We start from the raw sequence: 21,160 nt of genomic DNA on the forward strand, positions 1-21,160 counted from the left end.
GCCGGGCAGGACGTCGGGGTCGGTGGCGGCACGGCCCTCGACCCGCGGCTCGGGCAGGTCGCCCGGCCAGGTCAGCGCGAAGCTGTGACCGTCCTTGGTCAGCTCGACCAGCGGCGTCTCCGCGCCGCCGCGGGAGAAGGCCAGGCCGACGTCGGCGGCCTTGGGCGCGAGCGCGCGGTCGCCGGCCTCCAACGCGGTGTCGACGGGCACCCAGGTGTCGCCCCGGCGAACCTGCCGAGGCGTGGTGGACAGCCGGGCGCGCAGCAGGCCGTTCGGCTGGGCGTGCACCGTGCGGGTCGAGGTGCGCAGGTCGGCGACCTCGACCTCGGTGCCCTGGGCGCGGGCGGCGGCGAGGGCCGCGCCGGAGGTCGGCGCCTCGGTGACGGGCCGCGGGGCGGGTGGCGGCTCGGGCGGGCTCGTGAGCACCACGACGCCGGCGGCGACGGCCGCGAAGGTCAGGACGGACGCGAGGAGGCGTGGCCGGCGCAGGCGTGACCGCCCGGCCGCCGTGCGGCTGGTGGACAAGGTGGTGGAGCCCCCCGTGGTGCGCGCATGTCCCCCGAGAACACGCCCTGGAAAAAATGTCAGGACGGAGCGTGCGGGTCGACCGAAGAATCGACAACGTGACAGGTGTCACCTTGCAAATAAGGCCGACGACGTGCACTCCGCAGGTTTTCCCGAATGTCGTGCCGCGCCGTGTTGATCACGGGAAAATCTCGGTGATACCGCTGACACACCGCCGTCTGCCAGGTAATACGCGTGAACCTCTGCCCGGCGGTACCGCGTCAGCAGGGCAAACGCGGGATTTCGCAGCCGACCGCGCCGTGCGGCGCGAGCCGTCGCGATTATTGCCCGAAAGAACCGGGAGGCGGTCACTGGGCAATGCGCGGCGGGGTGATTCAGGGGGTGCGGTGGACCGCGATTTGCCCGCCGGCGGGACAACCGCGGCGGGCGGGGTCAGGGGCGCAGCAGGTAGCCGAGCAGCTTGCGGCGCTCGGCGGTGTTGTCCGGTCGCGGGTCGAACACGGCGTCGAGCAGGGGCAGCACCCGGTCCCGGGCTTCGCGGGTGCGCATGACCCGCTTCCACAACGCCAGGTTGAGGCCGTACCGCCACCGAGGGGTGTCCGCCAGCCGGAGCACGTTGTCGACGTTGCGCCGGGCCTTCGGCGGCAGCGCGGCCACGTCCCCGGGCGTCACGAGCAGCGACTCGGGCAGCACGTCCAGGCCGTGCGCGGTCATGAAGTCGAAGTCGGTGGGCCAGGCCGCCGCCCACAGGTAGTCGACCATCCGGCACCAGCCGCGCAGGAACGCGACCTCCAACTCCGGCCACGGCGCGGTGTCGACCTCGGCGACCACGTCGACCACCACGTCCAGGCACGTCTTGTGCGCCCGCCACAGCGCCAGGCGCGCCTGTTCGAGGTCCACCGGCCCGCTCCCGCCCACCAGGGCGAAGTACGCCCGCCAGTCGGCCACCGCGGCGGCGAACTCCGCCGGCGCCGCCCCGCCCGTCACGTACCGGAACCGCGAGGGGGACGGCGGGTCGGCGACCGGCAGGGGCGGCACGACGCCGGCCGCCGCGGCGCCCAGCCACGGGATGGCGCTGAGCGCGTAGTTCCCGTAGCCCCACGGCGCGTCCGGGTCGATCCGCCCGTCCCGCCGGACGTCGGGGCCGAGCCGGCCGGTGCGGTACTGCCACTGGTGCTGGAACATCAGGCCCCACAAGGGGTTGCGCCGGTTGTCCGCGCCGAACCGGTCCCGCCGGTTGGTGCGGTCGATCATCGTCCGGTACGCGGCCATCCGCTGCTCGAAGCGGAACGGGTCGAATGCGCCCTCCAGCTCCGGGGCCGCGGTCCAGACCGCGTACAGGTCCAGGGCCGCGAGCCCGTCGGGATGCGCCATGACCGGGATTCTTCGCCCGGTCCGGCCGCGAGGTCACCCTCCGGGACCGGCGTTCCCCCGGTCGGCTTCCGCCATGTGCGGTTGGCCCACGGTCGGTGGGCACCGCGCCGGCGTGCGTCACCGGATCGTGTCCTGGCGTGAGCCGTGCACGGCGTGTGAGGTGAGGGTCAGCCCAGAGTGAGAAGGTGGTCCCCTTGATCGACACAGCCGCGTTCGAGGCGTTGAAGTTCCAGGGCGACCCGCTCGCCGACGCGGTCATCGCCGACCTCGTCGCCACGAATCGGGTCGGCGCGGTCAACGCGGTGCTGGAGCACTTCCGGGCCAACGACCAGCCGATCCCCGAGCAGTTGCCGGACACCGTGCGGGAGTTCCTGGTCGCGACCGACAACCCGCCCGAGTGGGTGGACCCCGACCGGGTGGCGCGGGCCTACGACTTCTTCGTCGACGACGGCGTGCACGTCGCCTCGGTGCTCACCTTCGGCGCCATGGTCAACTGCTACGCCCAGCCCCGCGCCTCGCGGGCGCTGACGTTGACCCACGCGCTCGCGCAGCCCCACCGGCGGCTGTCGGAGACCTCCCAGTTCGTGATGAACATGATGGGCCGCGACGCGTTCGGTTCCGGCGGCGCGTTCGTGCCCACGATCCAGAAGACCCGCCTCATCCACGCGGCCGTCCGCCACTTCCTCGGCGCGTCGGGCCGCTGGGACGTCGCCCGCGACGGGGTGCCGATCTGCCAGCAGGACATGGTGGGAGCGCTGCTGATCTTCTCGGTCCAGGTGGTCGAGGGCATGCGCCGCATCGGCATCTCCGTCACCGACACCGAAGCCGCGCACTACTACTACGTGTGGCGGGTGGCCGGCGCGATGCTCGGCATCCCCGTCGAAGCCCTCCCGGAGACCGTGGAGGAGGCCACCGAGCTGAGCAAGGCGCTGGTGGAGACCGCCTACGGCCCGTCCTCCGAGGGCGTCGTGCTGACCCGGCACCTGCTCGACCTCTACGAGAAGCTGTTCCCCGGCAAGGTGTTCGACGGCATCGTCGCCGCGATGGTGCGCCAGGTCGTCAACCCGGAGGTCGCGGACTGGATGGAGGTCCCCCACTCCCGCGGCTGGGCGAGGGTGGTCACCGCGGGCACCGGCCTGGTGCGGGCGCTGGAGCGCTACGAGGACACGAGCACCCTGGCCACCACCATCCTGGACCGCGCCGGTGCGCTGCTGCTGGGCGGCAGCGTCCGCACGCTCACCAACGGCCAGTCCACCACGCTCACCATCCCCGCCGACCTGAAGGAGCGCTGGGAAGCCGCCGGCCGCTCGCCCCTGCCCACCGAGGCGGAGGGCACCACGCGGGACTGACGGGCACGAGCCGGGCTTGGAACGGGTCAAACACCGTCCCCGCCCGGTTCGCCCAAGTCCCCCAGCGCCGCCGTCGCACGCTTGATCAAGTCGGGCCGCAGGCTCTCGATCCGTCCCCGGTCGAGCCGACTCAACACCGCCATCAGGTCCGGGTGCGGACCGAACGCCGTCCCCTGCTCGTGCAGGCGCAACCACGCGTCGAGCAGGCTCACCTCGTTGACGCCCCTCAGGTTTCCCACCGCCGCGATCAGGTCCAACAACTCGGCGTCCGCGCCGCCGCGCCCCAACTTCTCGCACAGGACGAACACGAAGCGGGGTGCTCGGCCGGCCGCCGTGTCCGCGAGTTCCCGCAACGTGTCGATCCCGACGAACACGTCATGTTGCAGGCGGTCGAGCACGAGGTCGGGGAACGTCCAAGCCCAGCGCAGGTACCGCGCGGCGCGATCGGTGGGCGACACGGGCGAGGCGCTCAGCTCGATGAGGGCGCGTGCGTAGTCCAGCGTGAAACGCGTCGACGGCAGAGCCTCCAGCGGATATCGGAACACGTTGGTCGCCGAGTCGGTGGTGAAGGTCGCCTCGATCGTCGCGTCCACCAACGAGAAGTCGGGATCGAGCATCTCGGGTTCCAGGTGGGCGGGGGTGCCGCTGCCGAGGTTCAGCACCACGTCCCGTCCGGGTCGCAGTGCCACCCGGACGGTCTTCACCAACGACTCCCACTCCTCGGGGGCGAGTTGCGACCTCCAGAACGCCGTCGTCCGCGGCCAATCCTCGACGTACACGTCCGCCACGTCGAGGTGCCCGGCCAAGACCACGCCGAGCAGCACGAGGTTCACGCCGTAGATCGCGTGCCGCGCGGGCACCGTGCGCGGTGAGGGGTGGTACCGGCCGAGCCGACGCGGCCGGGCGTCGTCGGCCACCAGCAACAGCCGGCCCACGATGTCGAGCAGGTGTGCGCGCTTCGGGGCATCCGCGGCCGTGGCAAGTTCCGCGAGGAAGTCAAGCACCGTGCGGCGCTCCGTCAACGGGGTGAACGAGAGCACCGCGTGAAGCTTGTCGTCGTCGAGGTGTGCCGCAGTGTGCCGGCTCAGTTTCACGGCGTCGACCAGACTCACTTCCAGCAGGCACCGCCACGTGAACCGCGCCACGAGGTACTCGCCGAACGTGGCGTGCAAGAACTCGTACGTGCGCAGCGTCGTCTCGTGGTCGCGCGCTTCGGCGCGCTGGATGAAGAAGAACCGCCCCAGCACCGCGCCGCCGGGACCGAGCGGCGCGCGCAACCCCCGTTGCGCCGGTCGGTGCAGTTCGAGGAGCGCGCCCAGGTCCGCGTCGAGGTCGGCTTCCGAGGCCCACAACGCCCCTCGGTGGAACATCGCGAACGCGACCACGGACAGCCGGTCCAGCTCGAAGTCCACCTCGGCCGAGAGGTCGCCCATCCGGTCCTTCGCCACCTCCCGTCGGGCGAACCCGACGAGCAACCGGTCGTACAGCACCGCGCGGGCGAGGTGCAGGTCCCGCCGCAGCGCGTTGTCGGTGCTGTCGTAGAGCGCCAACATGAGCAGCAACAGCGGCTGGCCGGCGAGGTCGGGATGCGCGAGCACCGACGCCGCCGACAGCGGTTCACGGCCTTGCTGCTCGAAGTGCGACATGTTGGCGCTGTTCCACACGTCCACCCACCGTCGCACCTGCTCCGCCGTGAACGGAGCCAGTCGCAGCACACGCGTGCCCCGCGGTATCCGCATCCGGCTCGCCACGCCGATACGGCTGGTGACGATCACCGCCATCGGACGCCCGGCTTCGGCGCACTCGCGTTGCAGTCGCTCCACCCGCACGAGGTAGTCGGTGTGGCTGACGCCGGTCACCTGGAGCAATTCGTCGAACCCGTCCAACATGATCACCGGCAACGCGTCGCCCGAGGCGCGACACAGCTCCGCGAGGCTGACCGCCTCGTGCAGCGCTGCCCGGATGCCGTGCTCCACCTGGTTGAGCACGTCGTCCTCGGCGGGCGCGGTGCGCAATTCGACGCGGACCACCACGAAGTCCTCGGCGGGCAGCCGACCGGCCAGCACCTTGGTCAGCAGGGACTTGCCGGAGCCGGGATCACCGAGGACCACCAGCGGGTGTGCGAGCGCGTCGGGCGCGGTCAGGTGGCCGACCACGAAGTGGTGCAAGTCCGTGCGCACCGGCCACGTCGCCCACCAGCCCAGCTCCTCCGGCCTGGCCTCCTCGGTCATGGCCACGACCTGGAAATCCGGGTCGACGTAGGCGTCGCCGGTGAGCGGCAACCGCAGGCCGACCGGCACGTCGTCGGTGTCCAGGATCGGCCGGTCGAGCACGGCGCGGTGCCGGGCGGACAATTCGGCCCGGCGCACCTCCGCGACACGACCGCGGGTCATGGCCCGCAGCGCCGCTTCCACCCGGGCGAGGCTCGCCCCCACCGTGCGCTCCTGCTCGAACTGGAGCCAGAACGCCAGTTCCGGGAAGTCCGAGGCGAGGCGCTTCACAAGTTCCTCGTACCGGGCCACGGCGGTGTCGCTGATCTTCAAGAGTTTCCGGCGCAGCGTCGCCTGAGCGCCGGAATCGAGCTTCGCGTAGGTGTCGGCCGCCTCGATCACGACGACCAGGGAACCGGCGGCCGTCCGGTACGCCTCGGCCAGCGCGCCCAGGTTGTCCTCGTAGTTGCGGTCCGCCGTCGGCAATGGCCAGGCGCCGTCGAACAGGTCACCGAGCCGGAGGAGCTCTCGTTGGCGCTCCTTGTCGATCCCGAGTTTGGCGAGGCGGAGCGGCGAAACGGCGGCGTCCACCGCTTCGAAGAAGGCCACCACCACGATCACCGCGTGCGCGGCGTGCAGCAACTCCGTCCGGTCGCGGCGTCCCGCGCGCCGTGCGCGCACGCCCACCTTCGAGAGCAGGTCGGTCGCCAGTCGGACGAACTCCGCCTTGGCGTCGAACCAGCTCAGCAGGTCGAGGAAGCCGATCGCCACCCCTCCGAGCAGCGCTCCGCCGACCAACCCGTCCAGAGCCGCGAGCAGCTTCGGCTCGCCCTTGCCCAGCAGGACGACCGCGTCGGAGTACCCGTACCGTTTCCTCACCGGAGCGATCGTGGCAGTGCGCAAATCTGCGGACCCGTTCACCGCGGCGTCGAACCGGTGCGGCACGACGGCCGAGTGCCGGCTCCTCGCGGGACCGCCCGCCTCCCGACGTGACCCGGTCGGCCTACCCGGGGCCGCGCGAACGGCTGCGACATCCGGGTTGTCCGCCCGCGAACCCCTCCTCGACCTCCTCGTCCCCGGCACGATCGTGCCGACACGACACGAAGGGGGAGTCGATGCGTGCACGAACGACCACCGCGCGAAGAATCCTGGCGGGCTCGCTGCTCGCGGCCGCCCTGGCCGCGGCGCCCACGACCGCCCACGCCGCGCCGGCGGTGCCCGACGCCGCCACGCCGCAGTCCGCGCCCGCCGGGTTGAGCCCGGAGGCGGCGGCGCTCTCGGCCGACCCGGGCACCGCCCTGGCGCGGTTCTGGACGCCCGAGCGGATCGCCGCGGCCAAGCCGGCCGACCAGGGCGTCAGCCTGGCCGAGCTGCGCAGCACGGCGCAGAGTTCGGTGCTCGGCGAACTCGCCGTGGGGGGACGGGCCCCGGTGGCGGCGGAGGACGGCAAGGTCGGCGCGCTCGCCGGCGCGACCGGCACGTCGTGGCCGTACCGGCACGACTGGGTGTCCCTGACCAACGGCAAGGTGCTCTACGAGGACAACGGCCTGTGGCACTGCTCCGGCGTGGTCGTGACCACCGAGGCGCGCAACACCGTGTTCACCGCGGGCCACTGCGTGCACGGCGGCAAGGGCGGCACCTGGCTGGACCGGAACTGGACCTTCATCCCGGACTACTACTACGGCGACCGCCCGCTGGGCACGTGGGCGGCGCGGCAGCTGTGGACCCTCAACGGGTGGATCAACGACAACGACCGCGCCTACGACATCGGCGCGGCCGTGATGCACCCGCTCAACGGCGCCAAGCTGATGGACGTGACCGGCAGCCAGGGCATCCGGTTCAACGGGCCCACCACGCCGTCGGTGTGGCACTTCGGCTTCCCGCTCAACTCGCCGTTCGACGGGGAGGACCTCATCACGTGCGACGGCCCCACGTCGCTGCGCTACGGGATCTTCGGCGACCTCAAACTCGCTTGTACGATGCAGGGCGGTGCGAGCGGCGGTGCGTGGCTCGCGGACTTCAACCAGGACTGGGGCTACACGGTCAGCGTGAACAGCTACCACGTCGGCGACGACCTGACCCAGATCTACGGGCCGTACTTCGGTGACGGCGCGAAGAACCTCTACGAGTCGGTGAGGAACCTGGCGTGAGGCGCGGCACGGCTCGTCTGCTCGCGGCCGGACTGGTCGCGCTGGCGGCCGTGCCCGCCGGGTGCGCCGGGGGCGGGCACGACGGCGGGCGGGGATCCCGCGTCGTGCCCGCCCCGAGCGTGGTGCTGGAACGGGCGCCCGCGCCGACGGACCGGGAACTCGTCCTGCGCGTGGGGTTCTCGGCGCTCTCGGACGGCCCGGACGCCCTGGTGGGCATCGAGGTCGACCAGTCCGCGGAGCGGATCGGCATCCGGGCCACGGTGCGCGAACGGGTGCCCGCCGCGGACGAGCCGGTGTCCGACAACGCCTTCACCCGCACCGAGACCGTGCGGCTGGACCGGCCGGTCGGCGACGCGGCCGTGGTCGACCTCACCCGCGAGCCGCCGACCGAGGTCCGGGTCGTCGGCGGGTGACGGCCGGGGCGGTCAGCGCCCTCGCCAGGCGCGCACCGCGACCGCGGTGGGGAACGCGGCCGTGACGAGCGCGCCGACGACGACCAGCACGGCGGACGGCAGGGTCACGCCGGCGACGATGGTCAGCAGGCCCACGGAGTAGGCGAGGCACAGCACCGAGGCGAACAGCACCCGCCGCGGCACCCGGGCCCACGAACGCGGGCGGGAGAGCCGGGCGGCGAAGCGGGGGTCGTCGTCGGCCAACTGCTGCTCGATCTGCGCCAACGCGCGCTTCTCGTGGTCCTGCAGTTCCATCCCCACTCACCTCCGGGTCGGATCGACTGCCTCCAGTGTGACCCTAACGTGACCGAAACGCTATGAAGCGCGCAACCGGGGAGAACCGGTCAGTCGCGCCGGACGGGCTGGCGCAGCACGGTCCTGAGCTTCGCGGGCTCGACCCGGCGCGGGTCGCCGACGTAGACCTCGTGGTGCAGCCCGGCCATCCGCAGCCCGTTCGCCGCCAGCCACTCGTCGTGCAGCCTGGCCAGCACCGGCCCTTCGTCGTCGTAGGGCCCGATGTGCAGGACCTGCGCGCTGAGCCCTTCGCGCAGCACTTCGAGGCGCACGTCGGCGAGGGCCGGGAGCGACTTCTTCGCCGCGACGGCCTCCTTGGCCTCCTCGACCAGGTCCCCGGTGATCCAGTCGGGTTGGCTGATGAGCATCCGCCAGTGCCAGGAGTCCTTGGCTCGGGCGGTGAAGACCTGCGGGTCGTCCGCCCACCACAGCCCTTCCAGCGGGCCGACGACCAGGTCGCGGCCCGCGCGCTTGCTCGCGAACTTGATCGCGTAGGCGACGGGGTACAGCGCTTCCAGCGCGCGGGCGTACTCCGCGCCGGTGTTGGGGTCGCCGCGGCCGTCGACGGCGATGAACCGCTGCTCGGGCACGTCCACGAGCGCCCAGTCGGTGTTCTTCGGCGCGTAGAGCTGCTTGAGCGCGCGTTTGACGTCGTAGCGGTCCCGGGTCATGGTCCGCCTTCCTCCTGGTCGGGCGAGTCGGTCAGTTCGGTCCGGTAGGCGGACAGCCAGCGCCGCTCGGCTTCGAGCTGGGCCAGCGAGTAGTCGAAGATCGCGCGGGCGAAGCGGGGCGCGTGGGGTTGGGCGGCGACGGCCGCGCGCAGCTCCGCGATCTTGGCGGTCAGGGCGGCGGCCCGCCGGTCGAGCGCGGCGCGCAGCCGTTCCGGCGGGATGACGGGCTGGTTGGCCAGCCCGACCAGCAGGCGCGGGAAGACGGGCTCCGGCTCGGCCACCGCCGCCTCGGCCGCCCGCGCGCACGCCAGGCGGCCCTCCGGCGTCGGCCCGAACACCTTGCGGGCCTTGCCGCGCCCCGGTCCGGGCTCGCCGACCTCCGCCACCAGGCCCCGGTCGCGCAACTTGGCCAGCAGGTAGTAGATCGAGCTGAACCCGATCTCGGTCCACTCCCTCATGCCGCGCGCGGTGATCACCTCTTCCAGCTCGTAGCCGTGCCGGGGTCGCTCCACCAGCAGACCGAGCAGGGTCAACTCCGCGGGGGTCAGTTCCGAGGGCACGTGCCTATTCTAGCACTAGGATAAACGCGCGGCCCGTCGCGGACGGGCAGGCGACCTCAGCGGCCGGGGTACTCCGCGTCCGTCTCGCCGTCGAACAGCCGCCAGTAGAAGGCGTTCATCATCGCCGCGGCGGGCGCGTGCCGGGCCAGGACCGCGGCCACGGCGGGCGGCACGTCGGAGGGGATGTGGCCCTCGGCGCACCGGCGCACGTAGTCGTTCCGGGCCGCGGGCGCCCCGCCGGCCGGCGTCGTCACCCCGCACACCGAGGTCACCAGCCAGTTGACGAGCCGCATCGCGGCGTAGTCGGCGTCGTGCGCGGCGTTGCGCCGGACGAAGTCCCGCTCGGCGTCCGACAGGTCGAACCGCGGCGAGGTGGCCAGGCCGAAGTCGGTGAGGTAGAGGCGTTCGCCGTCGGTGCGGACGTTGCCGAAGTGGCCGTCCATGTGCAGCAGTTCCCGACGGCGCAGGGACGTCACGATCTCCGCGAGCTGCCGTTCCACCGCGCCGGCCTTGCCGACCGGGTCGTCGTCCAGCCAGTCGGCCACCGGGTAGGGGATGTGCTCGCAGCACAGCACGAGGCTGTGCGTCGCCGCCGCCAGGGCCTCCAGCCGGGCGCGCACGGCCGGCGAGCCGCCCAGCGCGGCGACCACGCCCTCGACGTCGGCGAACTCGTCGGCGACGGGCGGGCGGCCGGGCAGCACCCGCCAGTGGTGCAGCAGCGGGAACGACTCGGTCTCACCGGCGAGCACCGCTCCGGTGACGTCCAGGTTCGCGGCCAACTCGCGCCACGCGTTGAACCCCGGGCTCGTGACGCCGTACTGGCAGAACAGCGGCAGGTCGAAGAGGTTCGCGGTGGAGCGGGGGTGGGCGAGCTCCCGGTCGGTGAGCGGGACGCGCTTGACGAACACCGGAACACCGCCGACGTCGACCGTCGCCGAACCGCCGCCCACCCCGACCCCGCCGGGCCGGCCCGCGTCCACGAGCGCGGCCAACTCGGCATCGGCGCGCGACGCGAGGAAGGCGGAGAGCGACTCGTGGCGGGCACGCCGGTCAGCCGTCATCCCCCGATCATCCCCGGGGCGGGTCGGGTGGTCGGTCCAGGTCGGTCCACGACCAGGGCGGCGCGGCGGTCCCGTCCGGTTCCCGCCCGTGGCGGAAGGGGGTCGGGTCCGGCACGAGCGCCAGGTAGTCGTCGAAGCACCCGGCCGCGGGCAACCGGTCGATGAGCGCCTCCGCCTGGTCCTCGCAGCCGGCGGCGCGCAGGGCCTCGACCAGGGCCGAGGCGACGATCCCGTTCGGTGGTCGCAGACGGGCCACGCGCCAGGCCAGGGCGTGCCGGTGCTCGCCCCGCAGCGTCGCCACCAACGCGGTCAGCTCGCTCCCGGGCCGCAACTCGACCCGTGCGGCCGCGCGGCCGGCCAGCACGTCCGCGTCCTCCTCCCCCAGCGCCGGCAACAGCGTGAGCACCGAGGCGGCCGAGTCGGCGGGGCACTGCGCCGCCGCACGCCGGGCGAGCACGGCGCGTGCCTCGGTGGCGCCCGCGTCCGCCAGCGCGTCCAGCAGGCGCACGACCTCCGCCGGCCGGTCGACGGCCACGTGCCGGGCCGCTCGCGCGGCCAGGGCCGCGGCCTCGTCGGCCGCGCCCACCTGCCGCAGCTCCCCCGACAACCCGGTCACGACGTGCGCGCGGTCGAGGGGCGCGTCCGCGGCCACCCGTCGGGCCAGCACGGCGAGCGGGCGCGTCGCACCCCGGTCGCGCAGCGTCCGCAGCAGCGACACGACGACGCGGTGGTCGCCCGGGTCGATGCCCGCGGCGGTGCGGTCGGCCAGCGCGGCGAACTCGTCGTGCGCGCCGACCAGCCACAACGCGTCCAGCAGGCCGTTTACCGCGTCCCGCGCGGACGTGTCCGGCCGGCCGGCCGCCTCGATGAGCCGCCGGGCCAGCACGGCGGTCTGCTCGACGGCCCCCACGTCCCGCAGGGCCTCGGCGAGGTCGACCAGGTCGAACGGCGAACCGAGCGGGTCGTGCGCCACGGCCCGCGCGGCGAGCGCTCCGGCCGCCTCGGCGTAGCCCGCCGTGCGCAGGCCGCGCAGCAGGATCGCCACGCGCGCGGTGGATTCGAGGTCGGACCGGGCGGCCGCCCGCGTGGCCAACGCCGCGGCGAGGTCCGGGTCGGACTCCCGCACGGTCGCCACCAACCTCGCTATCGCGTAGTGCGGGGTGAGGGCGGCCTCGGCGGCCGCCCGACGGGCCAGCACCGCGGCCTCGTCGGCCAGGCCCAGCTCCCCCAACGCGTCCAGCAGCCGCGTCACGGCGTCGGCCCGGTCGAGCGCGGTGTGCCCGGCCGCGCGCGCGGCGAGCGCCGCGACGTGCCCGGGTCCGGCGACCTCGCGCAGCGTCCGCGCCAACCACACCACCACGTCCGGGTTGTCGACGGTCGCGCACTCGGCCACCAGGCCGATCCCGCCCGCCTCGTGCAGCGCCCACACCAGCCAGTCCGCGGACGTGGCGTGCTCCGCGGTGAGCCGGCCCAGCGCCCGCCGGGCCACCTCCGCCCACTGCCGCGGCCGGCCCACGTGGTGCAAGGCCAACAGCAGGTACGCCGTCCTCACCGGGTCGCCGGGCGCCGTCGCGGCGATCCGGTCGGCCAGGGTGTCGACGTCGGCCGCGGTGCCCACCTGGTGGAGCCGGACCAGCAGGTCGGTCGCCCAGAAGCCGTCGTCCACCGCCGTGTGCGCGGCGACCTGCCGGGACAGGGCGGCCAGCGGTTCCTCCGCGCCCACCTCCTGCAGCGCCCCCAGCAGGTCGATCGCGTCGGCCGGGTGGACGGGCGGGTCGGCCTCCCCGACGCGTCGCGCGAGCACGGCCGCCTCCGCCGTGTCGCCCGCCTCGTGCAGGTCGGTCAGCAGGTCCGCGATCCGCTCGGCGTGGTGCAGGGAGCCGTGCGCGGCCACGCGGCGGCCGAGCGCCCTGCCCTGCTCGTGGGTCTCGGAGTGCCACAGCGACCACAGCAGGACGTGCACGTCGGGGTGGTCGACGGGGACGTGCTCGGCCACGTCGCGGGCGAGCGCGGCGACCCGGTCGTCGGCCCCGGTGACGCGCAGCGCGTTCAGCGCACGGGCCACGTCCTCGACGTCCCGCAGGTCGACGCGCGCGGCGATCCGCCGGGCCAGCTCGTCCGCGTCCTCACCGCCGCGGCGCAGGACCGTCATCAGCGTCGACGCGAGGGTGTGGTCGACCTGGAGGTCCTGGGCGGACAACCACCGAGCCGGTCGGGTGTCCCCAGGGTGCACCGCCCGCAACTCCTCGATGAGCAGGCGCGCGGCGGTGAGGTCGCCGGCCGCGGCGGCTCTTCGGTGGAGCCGGGCGGCGTCGCGGTACAGGCCGCGGTTCCAGGCGGCGCGGCCGAGGGCGGTCTGGTCGTCCGGCCGGGCGTGGTCGGCGACCGCGGCCCAGAAGTCGAGGGCCGGCACGTGGCTGGCGCGGTGGTCGCGGGCCCACTGGTCGAGGTAGTCGGCCAGGCGGTACTCGGGCGGGCCGTCGCCGGGGGCGCCGCGCCCGGTGCGGCGGACGACGACCCGGGTGAGCGGTCCGGGCGCGCCCTTCGCGGCCCGGGTGGCGTAGGCCAGGGCGAGGTCGAGCCAGTCGTCGGGCAGGTCGGCGAGCTGGTGGTCGGCGAGGTGGGCGGCGGCCGCGTGGGCGAGCAGCGGCAACGGCAGGGCGGGGCGGTGGCCGAGGCGGCGGGCGTCCATCGCGGCCGTGATGAGGGCCTTGGCGGCGGGCGGCGCGGTGTGGAACCGGGTGAGCAGCTCGGGACCGCCGGCCACCTGCTGCGTGACGCGGCCGTCCGGGGCGTGCCGCACCGCCCAGGCGAGCCTCGGGTCGGTGCGGGCGGCGCGGGTCATGGCGGCCAGGTCGTCGTCGGTGAAGGCGTCGGGCACCGGGACGATCGCACCGTCCAGCAGGTGCCGCACCGGCGAGCCGGGCTCGCGGGTGAGGGCTTCGTGGTGCTGCGGCCACAGGGTGCCCAGCACCAGCACCGGCCGTCGGCCGGCGAGCAGGGCGCGCAGCGCGGCGGCGACGCGGTCGCCGTTCGGGGAGCCCAGGTGGTTCTGCGCCTCGTCGAGCCACACGACCGTGCGCGGGACCACGCGGGCGAGGTCCCGCAGCACCGCGTCGGGACGGGTGGGGTCCGGGTGCCACAGCCGCCAGCCGCCCGCCGCGCGCAGCGGCGCGAGCGCTTCCCAGCAGGCGCGGGTCTTGCCCGCCGAGGACTCCGCGACGAGCACCGCGATCGCGCCCGCGCCGGCGGCGGCCCGGTCGACCACCTCGGCCAGGCGGTGGTCGTGCGCGCGGGGCACGTACGGGGTCAGGTCGGGCAGCCCCTCCACGCCCTCGACGGTGATCGGCCGGTGCACTTCGAGGTCGAACGGATCCAGCACCGCGTCCAGCGGCACGCCGGGAGGGTGGGCGGCGACCTCGTCCGACGACGGCGCGCCCCCTCGGCGCGCGGCCGCGCCCGGAGGTCCGCCGGCGGACCGGCCGGCAGCCACGGCCACCCGGTCCGGTCGATCCCGTCACCGCTCATCGCCACCCATCATCACGCCCTACGCGGCACGGGTGGGAGAACGGGGTGATTCGGCGTCACCGGGCACCCGCCCGAGCAGGGCCGAACCGGCCTCACCACGCACCCGCCCAACACGGCCCGAGCAAGGCCGCGCCGGCCGCCCGACGCACCCGCCCAACACGGCCGCGCCGGCCGCCCGACGCACCCCAACACGGCCCGAGCAAGGCCGCGCCGGCCGCCCGACGCACCCGCCCGACACGGCCGGGCCGGCCGGGTGCGTGATCGAATGATCGGATCGGATCGCGGCGATCGGGTGTCGCACCGGTGCCCTCGGCCAGGGTGGACGTCGGAAGGAGGCCATCGTGATCTCGTCGCTCAACCGCCTCGTCGCCCTCGTGGAGGAGCGCCTGACCGGTGAGTTCGACGTCGCCGGGCTGGCCAGGGACCTCGGCACGACCGAGTACCACCTGCGCCGGATGTTCTCGTCGCTGGCCGGCATGCCGCTGTCGGAGTACGTGCGCCGCCGGCGCATGACCGTCGCGGCCGCCGACGTGGTCCGTGGCGAGGAGGACCTGCTCGACATCGCCGTCCGGCACGGGTACGGCTCGACCGAGGCGTTCGGCCGCGCGTTCCGCGCGGTCCACGGGGTCGGGCCGGGCGACGTCCGCCGTCACGGAGGCCCCCTTCGCGCACAACCACAGCTCAGGTTCCGCCTGACCGTCGAAGGGAGCACGCCCATGGACACCCGCATCGCCGACCGGCCCGCGTTCCGGCTCGTCGGGCACGCCACCCGCGTGCCGCTCATCCACCACGGGGTCAACCCGCACATCCAGCAGCACATCGCCGCGCTCCCACCCGAGGAACACGCCCGGCTGAAGGCGCTCGGCGACACCGAGCCGAAGGGCCTGCTCCAGGTCTCCGACGACGTCGACCCCGACGCCGCCGAGGGCACCGAGCTGACCTACCTGCACGGGGTCGCCGTGTCCGGGGACGCGCCCGTGCCGGACGACCTCGACGCCATCGAGGTCCGGGCGGGCACGTGGGCGGTCTTCCACACCTCGGGGCCGTACCCGCAGGCGCTGCAGACGGCCTGGGCGGCGACCGCCACCGAGTGGTTCCCGTCCAACCCGTGGCGCCTGCGGCCGGGTCCGTCGATCGTCACGGTCCTCGACCGCGCGGACGACTTCAGCACCGCGACCTGCGAGCTGTGGCTGCCGGTCGAGCCCGGGTGACGGGCCGTCAGAACGCGTAGCGAACGCGCAGGTACGGCGCGTGGCGGTGGACGAGGGCGAGCAGCTCGCCGAGCAGGTCGCGCTTGAGGCCGCGCCGGTAGCGCACGTTCACGCCGCCGCCTTCGCTGCGCTTCGGCTCCTGGAGGTCCGGTCGCCACAGGACGTCCTCGGCGCGGGGGTGCCAGCGGAGGTTCACCCGGTGCAGCGCCTCGTTGTGGGTGAGCATGATCACCTCCGCGGCGAGCTGGTCGCGGGTCTCGGGCGAGGTCGCGTCGCCCAACGCCGCCAGCAGCTCGCGCCAGCCGTCCAGCCAGCCGTCGTGCACCACGACCGGACTCAGGTTGACGTGCACCTCGTACCCGGCGGCGCGGAAGTCGTCGAGGGCGGCGAGGCGTTCGGCGACCGGGCTGGTGCGGAGGTCGAGCAGCTTCGCGGTGCGCTCCGGCATGAGCGAGAACCGGACCCGCGTGCGGCCGCGCGGGTCCCACTCCAGCAGGTCTCGGTTGACGTACTTGGTGGCGAAGGACGCCTTGGCGGTGGGCAGGTCGCGGAACAGGCGCACCAGGTCGCGCACGTTGTCGCTGACCAGGGCGTCCGCCGAGCAGTCGGAGTTCTCCCCGATGTCGTAGACCCACGCGTGGTCGTCCACCTGGCCGGGCTCGGTCATCGGCCCCTGCCGGGCGACGTGCCGGGCCAGGTAGCCGGTGATCTGCTCGATGTTCGCGAACACCGTGATCGGGTTGGAGTAGCCCTTGCGCCGGGGCACGTAGCAGTAGGCGCAGGCCATCGCGCACCCGTTGGCGGTGGACGGCGCGATGAAGTGGGCCGAGCGGCCGTTGCGGCGGGCGGTGAGCGACTTCTTCACCCCGAGCACCAGCGCCTCCTGCTTGATGCGGACCCAGCGGCGGGCGTTGGCCTCGTCGCCGTGCAGCTCGGGGATGCGCCAGTGGCCGTCGACCGGCACGCGTTCGGCGTCGGGGAACCGGTCGAGCACCTCGCGCCCGCGCGGCAGCCGCGCGGCCTCGGGCTCCACGTAGATGCGGGTGGGCGAGATCAGCGGCGGGCTCACCCCTCCAGTGTCCGAACGGGACCGACGAAACCGCACGTCGAGACCCGGTTTGTGGCCCGACTCACCCGTGACGGCACCCACCCGCGCACCCCGGCCTGCGCGAGGTCGCACCGTGGTCGACGCGCCCGACCCGGACCGCCGCCAACAGCCACCGACCGGTCCGCGCCCACGCCCGAACCGACCCCGCCCACCGGTCCGCGCCGCACCCGGTCACACCGCCGCCAACACCGCGTCCAACGGCCGGGGCAGCACGTCCCGCCCCACCGCCGCCTCCACGAGCAGCCGCGCATAACGCAGCTTCCGCCGCGACCCGCTGCCCAGGAACCGCCGCATCTGCACCGCCGGCTCCCGCCCCCGCCACGCGGGCTGGGCCTGCATCGAGCGGAACGGGCCCAGGTCGCCGCCGACGTCGAAGACCGCCTCCACCCCGGCCACGCCGACCGCCCGGATCAGCTCGTCCTCCAGGTCGTCCACGCACACGTGGAAGCCGAGCCGCGCCAGGTCGGCACGCGTGCGGGGCTCCGCGACCCCGGCCGCCGCCAGCCCGCGCCGGAACACCCGCTCCTCGCCCACGTCGCACAGGCCGGCCAGCCGCACCCCGGTCGCCGGCAGGCCGTGCCGCACCAGGAAACCGCCGAGCGCGTGCGCGCCGCCGATCGGCACGACGACGACCCGTTCCGCGTCGAGGTCACGCCCGCGACCGGACGCCGCCGCCTCCACCGCGATCTGGTCGCTGACCCCCTCGACCAGCACCACGGCCCGCGCGCGGTCGAGTTCCGCCAGGGCGCGGACCAGGGCCCGGTCGGTCGCGTCGGGACCACTCACGTCGTCCAGCGCGGCTCCCCCACCCGGTCCCCCACGGTGGCGAGTATCGCCAACGGCCGTCCCCGACGGACACCGGTTTTCCACCCGCGCCCGGCTCGGCCACCACCGCCGCGAGGCGGGCGGCCGTCATACTTTCGAGTCAACGACGGCTGCCGGGCCTTGATCGTCCTCTAGCTTCATCGACGTGGCCAGTTCACCCACCGCGCTCGCCGAGGCGGCGTTGGCGGACGCCCGCCGGCTCGGCGCGCGGCACGCGTCGTTCCGGCTCGACCGCGTGCGGACCGCGGAGTTGACGCTCTTCGACGGTTCCGTCTGGTCCGCGCACGACGCCGAGGTCGCGGGCCTGTCGGTGGAGGTCTGGCACGACGGCGCGTGGGGCTTCGCCGCCGCGGGCGACCTGACGGAGCGGTCCGCGCGGGACACCGCCGCCCAAGCCGTCGAGACGGCCCGGGCCTGCGCGCTCCCGGACCGGGCCGACGAACCCGTCCCCGAACCCGTGCACCGCGGCTCGTGGTCGTCGGCGCACCGGATCGACCCGTTCGCCGTGCCCGAGTCCGAGCGCGCCGGCCTCCTGGCGGAGTGGAGCGCACGCCTGCTCGCGGCACCGGGGGTCGCGCACGTGCGGGCCAAGGTGGTCGTCGCGCGGGAGGACAAGTTCTACGCCGACCTCGCCGGCACGGCCACCACCCAGCACCGGGTCCGGGTGCACCCGCAGGTCGTGGCGGCCGGCGAGTCGGCGACGCTGCGGACGGTCGGCCCGCCCACCGGGCGCGGCTGGGAGTACCTCCTCGGCGAGGGCTGGGACTGGGACGCCGAACTGGCCGCGCTGCCGGGCCTGCTGCGCGGCAAGCAGCACGCGCGGGCCGTGCTGCCCGGCACGTACGACCTGGTCGTGGACCCGTCCCAGCTCTGGCTCACGATCCACGAGTCGGTCGGGCACGCCACCGAGCTGGACCGCGTGCTGGGGCACGAGGCGTCCTACGCGGGCACGAGCTTCGTGCGGCCGGACGACGTGGGCGGGCTGCGCTACGGGTCGCCGCTGATGACGGTCACCGCCGACCGGACCGCGCCGCACGGCCTGGCCACCGTCGGCTACGACGACCAGGGCGTGGCCGCGCAGTCCTGGGACCTCGTGCGCGACGGCGTGCTCGTCGGCCTCCAGTACGACCGGCGCACGGCCCGCGCCGCCGGCGCGACGCGGTCGGTCGGCTGCGCGTTCGCCGAGTCGGCGCTGCGACCCGCGTTCGCGCGGATGCCCAACGTCAACCTCGCGCCCGCTCCCGGCGGCGCGGGCGTCGAGGAGCTGATCGCGTCCGTCGGCGAGGGCATCTACCTGGTCGGGTCCGACAGCTGGTCGATCGACGCGCGGCGCGACAACTTCCAGTTCACCGCGCAGCAGGCGCACCGCATCCACCGCGGCGAGCTGGCCGGTCAGCTCGCCGGGGTCGCCTACCAGTCGGACACCCGCGAGTTCTGGGGCGCGTTGGCCGCGGTCGGCGGCGAGCGGTCCTACCGGGTGTTCGGGGCGGACCTGTGCGGGAAGGGCCGGCCGGTGCAGGCGGCCGCGGTGAGCCACGGCTGCCCGGCCGCGGTCTTCCAGGGCGTGCGCGTCCGGAACACGGCGGGCACGTGAGGACGCCGCAGGACGTCGCCGAGGCGGCGCTCGCCGGGCCCGGCGAGCGGATCGCGATCGTGGACGAGACCTCGACCGCGCACCTGCGGTGGGCCGGGAACGCGGTGACGGGCAACGGCGTCGTGCACAGCCGGACCCTGACGGTGATCGCCCTCGACCCGGGGGCCGGTGTCGGGGTCGTGTCGCGGGAGGGCGCGCTGGACGACGACGCGGTGCGTGCCGCGGTGGACGAGGCGACGGCCGTCGCCGGCCGGGCCAGGCCCGCGCCGGACGCGCACCCGCTGCCCGCCGCCCGGGAGTCGCAGTGGTCGCGGCCGCCCGCCGGGACGTCCGTCGAGGCGTTGCGGGGCGTGGTGGCGAGCCTGGCCGAGGTCTTCGACGCGGCCCGGTCGCGCGGCCACTCCGCGTCCGGTTACGCCGAGCACCGGGTCCGCACGACCTACCTCGCGTCGTCCTCCGGGCTGCGGCTGCACCACGCGCAACCCGCCGGCGTGCTGGACCTGACCGCGCACGACGCCGGCCACACGGCGTCCGCGTGGGCCGGCGCGGACGTGCCGGACCTGGCCGACTTCGACGTGGTCGCGGCCCACGACCGCATGGCGGCCCGGCTGGCGTCGGCCCGCCACCGGGTCGACCTCTCCCCCGGCCGCTACGACGTGATCCTGGCGCCGTCGTGCGTCGCCGACCTCATGACCCACCTGCACCTCGCGGCGGACCTGCAGGAGGCGCTGCGCGGCGGCACGGCGTTCAGCGGCCCGGACGGCGGCACCCGCCTCGGCGAACGGCTCACCGCGACGCCCCTGACCCTGTCGAGCGATCCCGCCGCGCCCGGTCTCGACTGCGCGCCGTTCGCCGTCGTCCGCGCCCCCGGCCCGGGGCAGTCGTGCTTCGACAACGGGACGCCCCTGCGGCGCACCGAGTGGATCGCCGACGGGCGGCTGGCCCACCTGGTCACCACCGGGCACTCGGCGCGGACCGCCGGGGTGCCGCCCACACCCCGGATCGGCAACCTCGCGCTGTCCGGCGGCCCCGCCGACCGCACCCTGGACGACGTGGTGGCGGCCACCGACCACGGCCTGCTGGTGACCTCGCTGTGGTACCTGCGGGAGGTCGACCCGGCGCGGCTGCTGCTCACCGGCGTCACCCGCGACGGCGTCCAGGTCGTCAAGGGCGGCGAGGTCGTGGGCACGGCGCACGACTTCCGGTTCGACGAGAGCCCGGTCGAGCTGCTGGCCCGCGTCGCCGACGTGGGCCGCACCGAGCGGGCGCTACCCCGGGAGTGGGACGACCGGGAGTTCCGCACCGCCATGCCCGCCCTGCGGGTGGAGGACTTCGCGCTGACCTCCGTCAGCCGGTGACGGCGACCCGAGCGCCACGCGCAGCGCGGCGATGTGGTCCGGCGTGCTGCCGCAGCACCCGCCCAGCACGTCCGCGCCGTAGTCGGCCCGCCACCGGCTCATCGTGACCGCGAACTCCTCCGGCTCCACGGCCGCGGGCAGCACGCCGTCCACGTGCTCCCACCGGCCGACGCCGTCGCGCCGCTCCAGGTTCGGGTAGACCCCGATCGGCCCGGCGCAGTTCGCCCGCAACGCCTCCAGGCACGGCTCGGCCTCCGCGAACGGCACGCAGTTGGCCAGCACGGCGGCCGCGCCCTCGCCCTCCACGACCCGCGCGGCCTCGCCCAGGTCCTCCCCCGACAGCAGCCGGGGCCCGTCCGCGCACACGAAGGCGACCCAGGCGCGGGCGCCGACCGCCCGGACCGCCTCCAGCGCGATCCGCGCCTCGCGCAGGGTGTTCATGGTCTCGATCAGCACCAGGTCCACCCGGGCCCGCACCAGCTCCGTGGCCAGCCAGAGGTGTTCGCGCCGCAGCTCGTCGTCCGAGGGCACCAGGTCGGGCCGGTAGCAGTCCTCGACCGGGGCCATCGACGCGCCGACCAGCGCGTCCGGGACCTCCTCCGCGCGGCGCGCGGCCTGGGCGACGCCGACCGCGGCGTGGACCATCCAGCCCAGGCCCGCCGCGTCCAGCCCGTTGGCGCGCAACGCGCGCTCGTTGCAGCGGAACGTGCCGGCGGTGATCACCCGCGCGCCCGCCCGCAGGTACTGCCCGTGCACCTCGCGCAGCACGGCCCGGTTGGCGTCGGTCAGCAACGCCCGGGTCGTCCACCAGGGCGGTCGCACCGGCAGCCCGGCCCGTTGCAGCTCCGTCGCCAGACCGCCGTCCAGCAGCACCGTCGCGCTCATCCCGT

Annotated in this window: 16 protein-coding genes; 6 read left to right on the forward strand and 10 right to left on the reverse strand. The window is 74.6% G+C overall.

What is annotated here, in order from left to right; all coding sequences use genetic code 11:
* Nucleotides 1–957: 957 nt before the first annotated feature.
* Nucleotides 958–1,899 (reverse strand): Leg1-related protein, encoded by a 942-nt coding sequence (locus ACWEFJ_RS29910; protein ID WP_449715743.1) that lies wholly within the window; start codon nucleotides 1,897–1,899, stop codon nucleotides 958–960.
* Between the two features lie 194 nt (nucleotides 1,900–2,093).
* Here ACWEFJ_RS29910 and ACWEFJ_RS29915 point away from each other — a divergent pair, with 194 nt between their 5' ends.
* A complete protein-coding gene (locus ACWEFJ_RS29915; protein ID WP_449715744.1) occupies nucleotides 2,094–3,248 on the forward strand; it encodes an oxygenase MpaB family protein in 1,155 nt (384 codons plus the stop codon).
* A 26-nt stretch (nucleotides 3,249–3,274) separates the two neighbouring features.
* Here ACWEFJ_RS29915 and ACWEFJ_RS29920 read toward each other — a convergent pair whose 3' ends face one another.
* Nucleotides 3,275–6,337 (reverse strand): NACHT domain-containing protein, encoded by a 3,063-nt coding sequence (locus ACWEFJ_RS29920; RefSeq protein WP_449715745.1) that lies wholly within the window; start codon nucleotides 6,335–6,337, stop codon nucleotides 3,275–3,277.
* Between the two features lie 236 nt (nucleotides 6,338–6,573).
* On the opposite strand from ACWEFJ_RS29920, the gene ACWEFJ_RS29925 reads away from it, so the two are divergent.
* Together ACWEFJ_RS29925 and ACWEFJ_RS29930 are read left to right on the forward strand one after the other, a co-directional pair.
* Entirely contained in the window at nucleotides 6,574–7,608 is a 1,035-nt protein-coding gene (locus tag ACWEFJ_RS29925) for a trypsin-like serine peptidase (protein ID WP_449715746.1), read from the forward strand.
* Nucleotides 7,605–8,021: a hypothetical protein gene (locus ACWEFJ_RS29930; RefSeq protein WP_378090654.1), complete on the forward strand. Its 417-nt coding sequence runs from the start codon at nucleotides 7,605–7,607 to the stop codon at nucleotides 8,019–8,021. Before ACWEFJ_RS29925 ends, ACWEFJ_RS29930 begins: the two co-directional genes overlap by 4 nt.
* Nucleotides 8,022–8,033: 12 nt before the next feature.
* Here ACWEFJ_RS29930 and ACWEFJ_RS29935 read toward each other — a convergent pair whose 3' ends face one another.
* The 5 genes from ACWEFJ_RS29935 to ACWEFJ_RS29955 all read right to left on the reverse strand — a co-directional run bounded on the left by ACWEFJ_RS29935 (nucleotide 8,034) and on the right by ACWEFJ_RS29955 (nucleotide 14,043).
* Nucleotides 8,034–8,315: a DUF3040 domain-containing protein gene (locus ACWEFJ_RS29935; RefSeq protein ID WP_378090653.1), complete on the reverse strand. Its 282-nt coding sequence runs from the start codon at nucleotides 8,313–8,315 to the stop codon at nucleotides 8,034–8,036.
* 89 nt (nucleotides 8,316–8,404) lie between these two features.
* On the reverse strand, nucleotides 8,405–9,025 hold the full coding sequence (locus ACWEFJ_RS29940) for a GyrI-like domain-containing protein (protein WP_449715747.1): 621 nt from the start codon (nucleotides 9,023–9,025) through the stop codon (nucleotides 8,405–8,407).
* Nucleotides 9,022–9,585 carry a PadR family transcriptional regulator gene (locus ACWEFJ_RS29945; protein ID WP_449715748.1) on the reverse strand — a complete coding sequence of 188 codons (564 nt, stop codon included), beginning with the start codon at nucleotides 9,583–9,585 and terminating at the stop codon, nucleotides 9,022–9,024. The genes ACWEFJ_RS29940 and ACWEFJ_RS29945 overlap by 4 nt, the downstream gene beginning before the upstream one ends.
* A gap of 56 nt (nucleotides 9,586–9,641) precedes the next feature.
* The gene (locus tag ACWEFJ_RS29950) at nucleotides 9,642–10,646 is read right to left on the reverse strand and encodes a serine/threonine protein phosphatase (RefSeq protein WP_449715749.1); all 1,005 of its coding nucleotides are present in this window, start codon (nucleotides 10,644–10,646) and stop codon (nucleotides 9,642–9,644) included.
* A 7-nt stretch (nucleotides 10,647–10,653) separates the two neighbouring features.
* Nucleotides 10,654–14,043, reverse strand: coding sequence for a hypothetical protein (locus ACWEFJ_RS29955; RefSeq protein ID WP_449715750.1), 3,390 nt, complete (start codon nucleotides 14,041–14,043; stop codon nucleotides 10,654–10,656).
* A 472-nt stretch (nucleotides 14,044–14,515) separates the two neighbouring features.
* Between ACWEFJ_RS29955 and ACWEFJ_RS29960 the strand changes: the two genes are divergently transcribed.
* Nucleotides 14,516–15,385 (forward strand): AraC family transcriptional regulator, encoded by an 870-nt coding sequence (locus tag ACWEFJ_RS29960; protein WP_449715751.1) that lies wholly within the window; start codon nucleotides 14,516–14,518, stop codon nucleotides 15,383–15,385.
* 7 nt (nucleotides 15,386–15,392) lie between these two features.
* Here ACWEFJ_RS29960 and ACWEFJ_RS29965 read toward each other — a convergent pair whose 3' ends face one another.
* Nucleotides 15,393–16,454, reverse strand: a complete 1,062-nt coding sequence (locus tag ACWEFJ_RS29965; protein WP_378090647.1) for a spore photoproduct lyase family protein — start codon at nucleotides 16,452–16,454, stop codon at nucleotides 15,393–15,395.
* Nucleotides 16,455–16,664: 210 nt separating this feature from the next.
* Nucleotides 16,665–17,279 carry a TOPRIM nucleotidyl transferase/hydrolase domain-containing protein gene (locus ACWEFJ_RS29970; protein WP_449715752.1) on the reverse strand — a complete coding sequence of 205 codons (615 nt, stop codon included), beginning with the start codon at nucleotides 17,277–17,279 and terminating at the stop codon, nucleotides 16,665–16,667.
* Nucleotides 17,280–17,463: 184 nt separating this feature from the next.
* Between ACWEFJ_RS29970 and ACWEFJ_RS29975 the strand changes: the two genes are divergently transcribed.
* Together ACWEFJ_RS29975 and ACWEFJ_RS29980 are read left to right on the forward strand one after the other, a co-directional pair.
* On the forward strand, nucleotides 17,464–18,912 hold the full coding sequence (locus tag ACWEFJ_RS29975; RefSeq protein ID WP_449715753.1) for a TldD/PmbA family protein: 1,449 nt from the start codon (nucleotides 17,464–17,466) through the stop codon (nucleotides 18,910–18,912).
* Nucleotides 18,909–20,270, forward strand: coding sequence for a metallopeptidase TldD-related protein (locus ACWEFJ_RS29980; protein ID WP_449715754.1), 1,362 nt, complete (start codon nucleotides 18,909–18,911; stop codon nucleotides 20,268–20,270). The genes ACWEFJ_RS29975 and ACWEFJ_RS29980 overlap by 4 nt, the downstream gene beginning before the upstream one ends.
* Here ACWEFJ_RS29980 and ACWEFJ_RS29985 read toward each other — a convergent pair.
* Nucleotides 20,181–21,155 (reverse strand): homocysteine S-methyltransferase family protein, encoded by a 975-nt coding sequence (locus tag ACWEFJ_RS29985; protein ID WP_378090643.1) that lies wholly within the window; start codon nucleotides 21,153–21,155, stop codon nucleotides 20,181–20,183. The genes ACWEFJ_RS29980 and ACWEFJ_RS29985 overlap by 90 nt on opposite strands.
* Nucleotides 21,156–21,160 lie beyond the last annotated feature (5 nt).

It is taken from the genome of Actinosynnema sp. NPDC004786 (genome assembly GCF_053601135.1).

Excerpts from the sequence above, each read along its gene's own strand:
- ACWEFJ_RS29910 (WP_449715743.1), bottom strand. The coding sequence starts at position 1,899 with ATGGCGCATCCCGACGGGCTCGCGGCCCTGGACCTGTACGCGGTCTGG.
- ACWEFJ_RS29950 (WP_449715749.1), bottom strand. The coding sequence starts at position 10,646 with ATGACGGCTGACCGGCGTGCCCGCCACGAGTCGCTCTCCGCCTTCCTC.
- ACWEFJ_RS29925 (WP_449715746.1), top strand. The coding sequence starts at position 6,574 with ATGCGTGCACGAACGACCACCGCGCGAAGAATCCTGGCGGGCTCGCTG.
- ACWEFJ_RS29940 (WP_449715747.1), bottom strand. The coding sequence starts at position 9,025 with ATGACCCGGGACCGCTACGACGTCAAACGCGCGCTCAAGCAGCTCTAC.
- ACWEFJ_RS29935 (WP_378090653.1), bottom strand. The coding sequence starts at position 8,315 with ATGGAACTGCAGGACCACGAGAAGCGCGCGTTGGCGCAGATCGAGCAG.
- ACWEFJ_RS29985 (WP_378090643.1), bottom strand. The coding sequence starts at position 21,155 with ATGAGCGCGACGGTGCTGCTGGACGGCGGTCTGGCGACGGAGCTGCAA.